Genomic DNA, 7,695 nt, shown 5'->3' with positions numbered 1-7,695 from the left:
TCAAACTCTCAATTTGAAAGCTTAATCTAACTCAAAAGATTACGTTGACTTAAGTTTATTTCTAAATCTTACTTCATTTCCTCTGTTTAATTTTCAAAGACCAATTTGTTTGTTTCGTCTCTGCTCTCTCGCAGCGACAAGTAGTATCTTACCATATATATTTCGTCACTTTTCTACCAAAAGTTCATTTATAAGATATTATGTATATAATACTCCCTTTTTCAACTTATTTCAAGCTTTTTTAACTATTGATACGCACGGAAAAGTGTTTGCATGTATAACGTTTTCTTATTTCTAGAATTGATACAATGTTTAATATAATATCAAAAGTGTTATAATATTTTAGGGTGATAATTATGTCGGTAAATATAAAAAATAGTTGGCAAGACTTATTAAAAGACGAATTTGAGAAAGAATATTACTTAAAACTTAGACAATTTCTTATTACAGAATATAACACCACTTCAATTTATCCTAACATGGGTGATATTTTTAATGCATTAGAGTATACTCCTTATGAAAATGTGAAAGCTGTAATATTAGGTCAAGATCCATATCATGGACCTGGCCAGGCACACGGCCTTAGCTTTTCAGTAAAACCTGGTGTTAAAATTCCACCATCGCTAGTTAATATGTATAAGGAGCTTAGAGATGATTTAGGTTGTTATATTCCTAATAACGGTTACTTAAGAAAGTGGGCAGATCAAGGAGTTTTACTTCTAAATGCTTCTCTTACAGTTAGGGCACATCTTGCGAATTCTCATAAGGGAAAAGGATGGGAAATACTAACTGATAAAATAATATCTTTATTAAATGACAGGACTGATCCAGTAATTTTTATACTTTGGGGAAATAATGCTATTTCAAAGGAGAAATTCATAACAAATCCTCAGCACTATATTATAAAATCTGTTCATCCAAGTCCATTGTCAGCTTCAAGAGGTTTCTTTGGTTCAAAGCCCTTCTCTAAAACTAATGACTTTTTAAAGTCTATAGGAAAAACTCCTATAGACTGGCAAATCGAAAATATATAAAAAAGAAGGTAGAAAGTTATGCAGTAATGCGAACTTTTTACCTTCTTCATGTTCTTAAACTAATATCTCCATCTATAATGTCCGTGTATAGGGTTCTTAAACCAACTCAACTTTGCTTCTGAGGCTGCAGGATGAGAATTGTGGATTACATATGGAATGCCTTTATTATCTCTTCTATCTGAAATAATAGCTATATGCTCATAACCTTCTAGAAAAACTACAACGTCCCCAGGCTGCCATTCCTTCAAATTATTGATATCATCTTCTTTAAATTCCGTTGTGAGACTATCACAACTTCTTTTTAAGAATATATCTTCATTCACAACCCGCCTAAAATCTATATTAGGGTCTGGCTTTCCATTAACTCTCTTATATGCCCCTAAATTTCCACTAATATCTTTATCCATTAAATCCTTTATAGATACATTTATTCCTTTAAACCCTCTCCATATGACATCAGTACATACACCTTCTCCATCAGGCGGATATCCTCCTGAATAATATGCATCTTTATATATTGTCTTTTTCTCAACTTCCTTTCTAGCCTCATTTACTATATCTATTGGATCTGCTATCCCATTTTTATTTTTATCTACTTTTGAACTTTCATCTGGGACTTGGACTTTATCAATTGGTAACTTATCAATAACCTTATCTATTATCTCACTACCTTTATCATACTGAATTTTTCCATATATAATAAAAGCTACGAAGAGTATAACTCCTAATATAAAAAATATTTTTCTTCTTCTCATAAATCCCCCTAAAATTATACACAGATTAACGCTTATATTTATATCTTATCCACAAATTCCTTTTATTTCTAGACTAGATATGTTGATATATTTTGATTTAAGATATTATTAATAAAGTTTTATGAATTTAATTGATAGACCTTCTCCATATGCTTCGTATACTAAATAGAAAGTAGGTGATATTTAAATGACTGATACTAAGATTATTAATGGACTAAGAAACCAAGATACGAAGTCTCTTGATCTTCTTATCGATAACTATGGCAAACTCATCTATACAGTAATTAATAACATTCTGGATAGAAGTCACAATAAAAACTATATTGACGAATGCTTTGATGATATCCTACTTAATATTTGGTATAACATTGATTGCTTTGATGAAAACAAAGGAATCTTCAAGAATTGGATTATATCAATAGCTAAATTTAAAGCAATTGATTATAAGAGAAGGTCTTCTAAGTCTTTAAGCAATGTAGATATTGGTTCTACAGACATAGCTGAATCTTCTAATATTGAAGAAGATTTGACCTTAAAAGAGGAATATGAAGAATTGTTTAAACTAATAGAAAAACTAAGTGAAGTAGATAGAAATATCTTTTTAAAGAAATATGTTAATGAAGAAAGTATTGAAGAAATAAGCAAAGAATTGAACTTATCGCCTGATTATATTTACAATCGAATATCTAGAGGGAAAAAGAAATTACAAGATATGAAAAGGAGGCTTTATTATGAATAAGCTACTTTTAAAAGCTTTTAATTATATTAACTACTCAGAAACAGAATTAAATGATTATGAAACCATTTCTATAGATTCAGATATAAACTTAGAAAACAGAAAAAAACTAATTAAAGAAAAGATTAAAATAAAAAATTCTTTAGATTGTGATAATACTGTTCTGTCAAACTTATTAGAAAATGAAGAATTATTAGAACGATTTAGAGGACAAAGTACAGCTTTTAGTTTTTGGATTAATATGAATGCTTTTAACTATAGAGCTTATGTCCCTTACATGATTAGAGATATAGGGCAATACTACACCTTTTATTTAACTAACAAAAGGTTTGTAATTTTAGAAACCAATCAACTTCAAAAAATTAAAAAAAGTTTGTTTATAGAGTTAAATGATATCTCAAAATTTGAGTACAAGGAAAAATCCTATGGATTTAAATTTGTAGTTAAATTTAAAAGAATAGAGGAAAAATATGATTTTAGAGAAAGTTATTTTTTATTTGGAGATTATTTTAAATACTCTTATAGATTTAAAGTATCAAGTAAAATTGCTAGAAAAATAATACCTATTTTAGATAGCACTATTAATTAGAACTAATATCAAAGCTGTCCCAAATTATTTTGAGACAGCTTTCTTTTATTTTAAATTTCCTACAATTTTGGTTCCATGTAACTCCCTTGCTCCAGTAGCTTCTGCTATTCTTCTAAAATTTTCAGAAGTTATGCCTCCTCCTGGCAAAATTATTATTCTTTTATTTGCGTATTTTACTAGATCTGCAAGCTCGTTTATATTTTTTTCAGCCTTGTCAGCTCCACCTTTAGTCAGAATCCTGTTTACTCCCAAATCTACTAATATATCTATTGCTTCCTTTTTATTCTGAATTTCATCAAATGCCATATGAAAAGTTATACTCATAGGCTTAGCAAGCTTAATTAAATCTCTCATTATTTCAACATCAATTTTATTTTCTTTATTTAATACACCTACTACAATTCCATTTACACCTAATTGTCTACACTCTTGAATATCCATTTTCATAATTTCAATTTCATCTTCAGAATAAACAAAATCTCCTCCCCTAGGCCTTATAATCACATTAAATGGAGTTCTTAAATTTTTTTTAGCAATAGTTATTGATCCAATACTAGGAGTAGTGCCCCCTTCTAACATATTATCACAATATTCTATTCTGTCCGCCCCTAATTCCTCCGCAATTCTTGCTTCTATATAGGATCCAACTGCGGCCTCTAATATATATTCCACACTAACTCTCCCTTTCATTATCATAAAATTCTTTCTTATCTATATATATTTTATTTCTATTAATTGCAAAACTAATGTCTTCTTCCTCTACAATCTCTAATATTTTTAAGTTAATGTCTTCTTTTGTCTTTTTATATTCAACAAACTCCATCACATTTGTGTAAAAATATATAAAAATCTCTAAACTCTCTTTAGTAAATTCATCAAATGCGACAATAATTACATTCTTATTTACCCTGGAATCACTTTTTAGTAATTCCTCTATTCTATGAATTAACCTTCTAATTTTTTTACTTTCTGTCTCACAATCTAAATATAATCTAAAATATATTCTTCTTTCATCTCTTAGTGTCCAATTAGTTATATGAGAATTTGCGAGTTTTGCATTTGGAATAGTCACTAAAGCATCAGAAAATGTAGTAATTTTTGTACTTCTAAAAGTTATTTCCTTTATTATGCCCTCTACTTCTGGTGTCTGAACCCAATCACCGATAGAAAAAGGCCTATCTATTAATATAACTACGCCTCCAAATAAGTTGGAGCATGTTTCTTGTGCTGCAAGAGCAAAAACAACTCCTGAAACTCCAAGTCCTGTAATAAATCCTGAAAATCCAAATTCTCTTGCTATTATGCTAATAGAAATAATTACTACTATAATTCTTATTATAATAGATACAAATGGAAAAACAATCTTATATACATTTTCTGCATACTTTCTTTTAACCCTGTTATATAATAATGATTTTTTTGTAGTTACATTATAAGTAACCCAGGTAAAAAATATAACCCAAGCTACTTTAAATATCTTTCCACTTATTATAATAACTTCTCTATAGTATATCTTACTAGACATATACATTAGTGCAAAATATGCACCTAGCATATTAATTAGAAATGCTATCGGTTTCTCTAATGCTTTAAACAACTTATCATCTACGGTATTCTCTGTTGATTTTATTATTTTATTACACCATTTAGATACATAAATCAAAAATATTTTTCTAAATATAAATGAAATAACAAAAATAAGCAGTGATACAAATACTATTTCAAAGGGAGAACTTGAAATTATAGCTATTAACTTTTTAACTTCTTCCATACCTATCACCTAGATTTAGTATTTGTCTTTATATCAAATACTAATCCTAAATTTTTATTATTGTTTTTTCTAACTTTAGTAGTAAAATGTACTTATATTTGTATTTTCTGGGGAGGTAAAATATATGTCTGTTAAACTAACTAGAGCTGAAGCTTGGGATTTATTACGTGAATACAATAAGAGTGAATCTCTGCTTAATCATGCCTTAACTGTTGAAGGAGTAATGAGATATTTTGCAAGACTATTAAATCAAAAGGATATAGATAAATGGGGAATCATCGGATTGTTACATGATCTAGATTATGAGATGTATCCTAATGAACATTGTATAAAGGTTCAAGAAATATTAAGAGAACATGATATTGATGAAGAATATATTCATGCTATAGCAAGTCATGGTTATGGAATTTGTTGCGATATTGAACCAATTCATTTAATGGAAAAAGTATTATATACTATAGATGAACTTACTGGACTAATTACTGCAGCTGCAATAATGAGACCTTCTAAAAGTGTTTTGGATTTGGAATTAAAATCTGTGAAGAAAAAATATAAATCTAAAGGCTTTGCTGCTGGAGTTGATAGAACCATTATCGAAAATGGTGCTAAAATGTTAGGTATGGACTTAGATTACATAATAGAACATACTATTCTCGCTATGAGAGAAATAGCTGACAGCATCGGATTAGGTGGCATTGAAGATATTTAAAAGAAGCCAGTCGATATTAAAATATTGACTGGCTTCTTTTTACCTTATCTTTATTACTCCGCCTTCCATTCCTGAAGTGGCTAGGGCTGTATACATTCCTAAAACTCCTTTTGTATATTTAGGCTGTTTAGGAATCCATTCTTTTTTTCTACTATCTAATATATCTTTAATTTCTAATAGTGATTTTTCTTGTCCACCTATTCCTACAATATTAATACTTCTATTCTCTATATCTATATGAATTATATCTCCATCTTTAATAAAAGCTATTGGCCCTCCATTTGCAGCTTCTGGAGATACATGCCCTATCGCCGGTCCCCTAGTTGCACCTGAAAATCTTCCATCTGTAATTAATGCTACTGTAGAATTTAATTTTTCATCTGATGCTATAGCTTCTGTTGTATAGAACATTTCTGGCATTCCAGATCCTCTTGGTCCCTCATATCTTATTATTATTGCATCTCCAGGTTTAATACTTCCATTTATAACTGATTCAAATGCTTCTTCTTCAGAGTCGAATGCTTTAGCACGTAATTTTATGTTCCTCATCCCAATTGGAAGACTTGAATGTTTTATTACACATCCATCTGGTGCTATATTTCCTTTCAATACTGAAATAGCTCCACTTTTTTTAATTGGATTATCTACATCATATATAATATCTTTAGTATTGATGTTTGACGAATTTATATACCCTTTATATTCTTCTATTTCACTAAACGATTCAAGATTTTCTCTTAAAGTTTTTCCTGTAACCGTAAGAACATCCAAATGAAGATATCTTTTTATCTTATTCATAATTACTGGAACTCCTCCTGCATTATAAATATAACTAGCTGGCCAATGACCACTAGGTCTTACATTTAATATAAATGGAATTTTTCTATGAATTCTATCAAAATCCTCTGGAGTAATTTCAATTCCTAATTCCTTTGCAATTGCTGGTATGTGCAACAATGCATTGGTTGACCCTCCGATTGCAGCATGTACCATTATTGCATTTTCAATAGATTTTTTATTTACTATATCTGATACCTTTATTCCTTTATCAATGAGATTTATAAGAGCCTTTGATGATTTTTGTGCATAAATTCTCATTATTCCTGAGGTAGCTGGTAAAAGTGCAGCTCCTGGAAGTGACACTCCTAATGCCTCGCTAATCACTTGCATAGTAGCTGCAGTTCCCATAAAAGAGCATGCACCGCAACTTGGGCAAGCATTTTCTTTATAAAACTCATACTTTTCTTTAGTTATTTCTCCTCTTTTATGCATTGCACTATATGTTCCAATTTGATTTAAAGTTAAGAGATCTGGCCCAGCATTCATAATGCCACCTGGAATAACTATAGACGGTATATTTACTCTACACATAGCTACTAAATTTCCTGGCATACCTTTATCACAACTTGCTATAAATACTCCACCATCAAACCCCGTAGCATTCACATGTATTTCTATTATATCTGCAATTATTTCTCTAGATACTAGAGAATAATTCATTCCATCATGTCCTTGAGCTTGCCCATCACAGATATCTGTAGCATAATAATCTGCTGCCTTTGCATCAAATTTATCTAGTTCACTCATAACTTCCTTTACTATTACATCTAAATGAGCGCTTCCTGGATGACTCTTTCCATAAGTACTCTCTACTATTATTTGTTTACTTTCTAGATCTTTTGTATTCCATCCCATTCCTCTTTTTAACGAATCCATCTCAGGAGCAATTGTTCTTATTTTTTGAGAATATAGCATACTTCTCACCTTACCCACTTCATATTTTTTTATATTTCCTTAATCAATGCTTGAAAATATATTTTTTATTCTCTTTAACTAATTTTATCATATCATCTAATAATTGTTTAAAAAAATAAAAAAAAGACCTAGATAATCTAGATCTTTCTTGGTGGCTCGAGCAGGAATCGAACCAGCGACACGAGGATTTTCAGTCCTCTGCTCTACCGACTGAGCTATCGAGCCATGAAATTGGCGATTCCCTACTCTCCCACACAGTCTCCCGTGCAGTACCATCGGCATCTCAAAGCTTAACCGTCCTGTTCGAAATGGGAAGGGGTGTTACCTTTGTATCATCATCACCAAT

The 7,695-nt window shown here is 30.2% G+C and carries 8 protein-coding genes, 1 tRNA gene and 1 rRNA gene; 4 read left to right on the top strand and 6 right to left on the bottom strand.

Features of this window, described 5'->3' with window-relative positions:
- Positions 1–356 precede the first annotated feature (356 nt).
- Positions 357–1,034 (top strand): uracil-DNA glycosylase, encoded by a 678-nt coding sequence (locus JK634_RS07535; RefSeq protein WP_202767033.1) that lies wholly within the window; start codon positions 357–359, stop codon positions 1,032–1,034.
- Positions 1,035–1,093: 59 nt separating this feature from the next.
- Here JK634_RS07535 and JK634_RS07530 read toward each other — a convergent pair whose 3' ends face one another.
- Positions 1,094–1,789: a DUF1287 domain-containing protein gene (locus tag JK634_RS07530; protein WP_202767032.1), complete on the bottom strand. Its 696-nt coding sequence runs from the start codon at positions 1,787–1,789 to the stop codon at positions 1,094–1,096.
- Positions 1,790–1,976: 187 nt separating this feature from the next.
- Here JK634_RS07530 and JK634_RS07525 point away from each other — a divergent pair, with 187 nt between their 5' ends.
- Both JK634_RS07525 and JK634_RS07520 read left to right on the top strand, forming a co-directional pair.
- Positions 1,977–2,528, top strand: coding sequence for a sigma-70 family RNA polymerase sigma factor (locus tag JK634_RS07525; protein ID WP_202767031.1), 552 nt, complete (start codon positions 1,977–1,979; stop codon positions 2,526–2,528).
- On the top strand, positions 2,521–3,114 hold the full coding sequence (locus JK634_RS07520; protein WP_202767030.1) for a hypothetical protein: 594 nt from the start codon (positions 2,521–2,523) through the stop codon (positions 3,112–3,114). The genes JK634_RS07525 and JK634_RS07520 overlap by 8 nt, the downstream gene beginning before the upstream one ends.
- Before the next feature lie 45 nt (positions 3,115–3,159).
- On the opposite strand, the gene JK634_RS07515 is transcribed toward JK634_RS07520, so the two are convergent.
- On the bottom strand, positions 3,160–3,786 hold the full coding sequence (locus tag JK634_RS07515) for a copper homeostasis protein CutC (protein WP_338031219.1): 627 nt from the start codon (positions 3,784–3,786) through the stop codon (positions 3,160–3,162).
- A 1-nt stretch (position 3,787) separates the two neighbouring features.
- Positions 3,788–4,885 (bottom strand): mechanosensitive ion channel family protein, encoded by a 1,098-nt coding sequence (locus tag JK634_RS07510; RefSeq protein WP_202767028.1) that lies wholly within the window; start codon positions 4,883–4,885, stop codon positions 3,788–3,790.
- 124 nt (positions 4,886–5,009) lie between these two features.
- Here JK634_RS07510 and JK634_RS07505 point away from each other — a divergent pair, with 124 nt between their 5' ends.
- The gene (locus JK634_RS07505) at positions 5,010–5,594 is read left to right on the top strand and encodes an HDIG domain-containing metalloprotein (RefSeq protein WP_202767027.1); all 585 of its coding nucleotides are present in this window, start codon (positions 5,010–5,012) and stop codon (positions 5,592–5,594) included.
- 39 nt (positions 5,595–5,633) lie between these two features.
- Here JK634_RS07505 and ilvD read toward each other — a convergent pair whose 3' ends face one another.
- From ilvD to rrf, 3 genes are all read right to left on the bottom strand, one after another.
- Positions 5,634–7,349, bottom strand: coding sequence for a dihydroxy-acid dehydratase (ilvD, locus tag JK634_RS07500; RefSeq protein ID WP_202767026.1), 1,716 nt, complete (start codon positions 7,347–7,349; stop codon positions 5,634–5,636).
- Between the two features lie 149 nt (positions 7,350–7,498).
- Positions 7,499–7,574: transfer RNA gene (locus JK634_RS07495), tRNA-Phe, on the bottom strand.
- A 4-nt stretch (positions 7,575–7,578) separates the two neighbouring features.
- Positions 7,579–7,695 (bottom strand): 5S ribosomal RNA (gene rrf, locus JK634_RS07490).

It is taken from the genome of Clostridium paridis, assembly GCF_016765615.1.
Lineage (GTDB): Bacteria > Bacillota > Clostridia > Clostridiales > Clostridiaceae > Clostridium_T > Clostridium_T paridis.
The sequence above is the reverse complement of the archived record's forward strand: the minus strand, read 5'-3'. Positions and strand labels throughout refer to the sequence as shown.

Excerpts from the sequence above, each read along its gene's own strand:
- JK634_RS07535 (WP_202767033.1), top strand. The coding sequence starts at position 357 with ATGTCGGTAAATATAAAAAATAGTTGGCAAGACTTATTAAAAGACGAA.
- JK634_RS07530 (WP_202767032.1), bottom strand. The coding sequence starts at position 1,789 with ATGAGAAGAAGAAAAATATTTTTTATATTAGGAGTTATACTCTTCGTA.
- JK634_RS07505 (WP_202767027.1), top strand. The coding sequence starts at position 5,010 with ATGTCTGTTAAACTAACTAGAGCTGAAGCTTGGGATTTATTACGTGAA.
- JK634_RS07525 (WP_202767031.1), top strand. The coding sequence starts at position 1,977 with ATGACTGATACTAAGATTATTAATGGACTAAGAAACCAAGATACGAAG.
- JK634_RS07510 (WP_202767028.1), bottom strand. The coding sequence starts at position 4,885 with ATGGAAGAAGTTAAAAAGTTAATAGCTATAATTTCAAGTTCTCCCTTT.
- ilvD (WP_202767026.1), bottom strand. The coding sequence starts at position 7,349 with ATGCTATATTCTCAAAAAATAAGAACAATTGCTCCTGAGATGGATTCG.
- JK634_RS07520 (WP_202767030.1), top strand. The coding sequence starts at position 2,521 with ATGAATAAGCTACTTTTAAAAGCTTTTAATTATATTAACTACTCAGAA.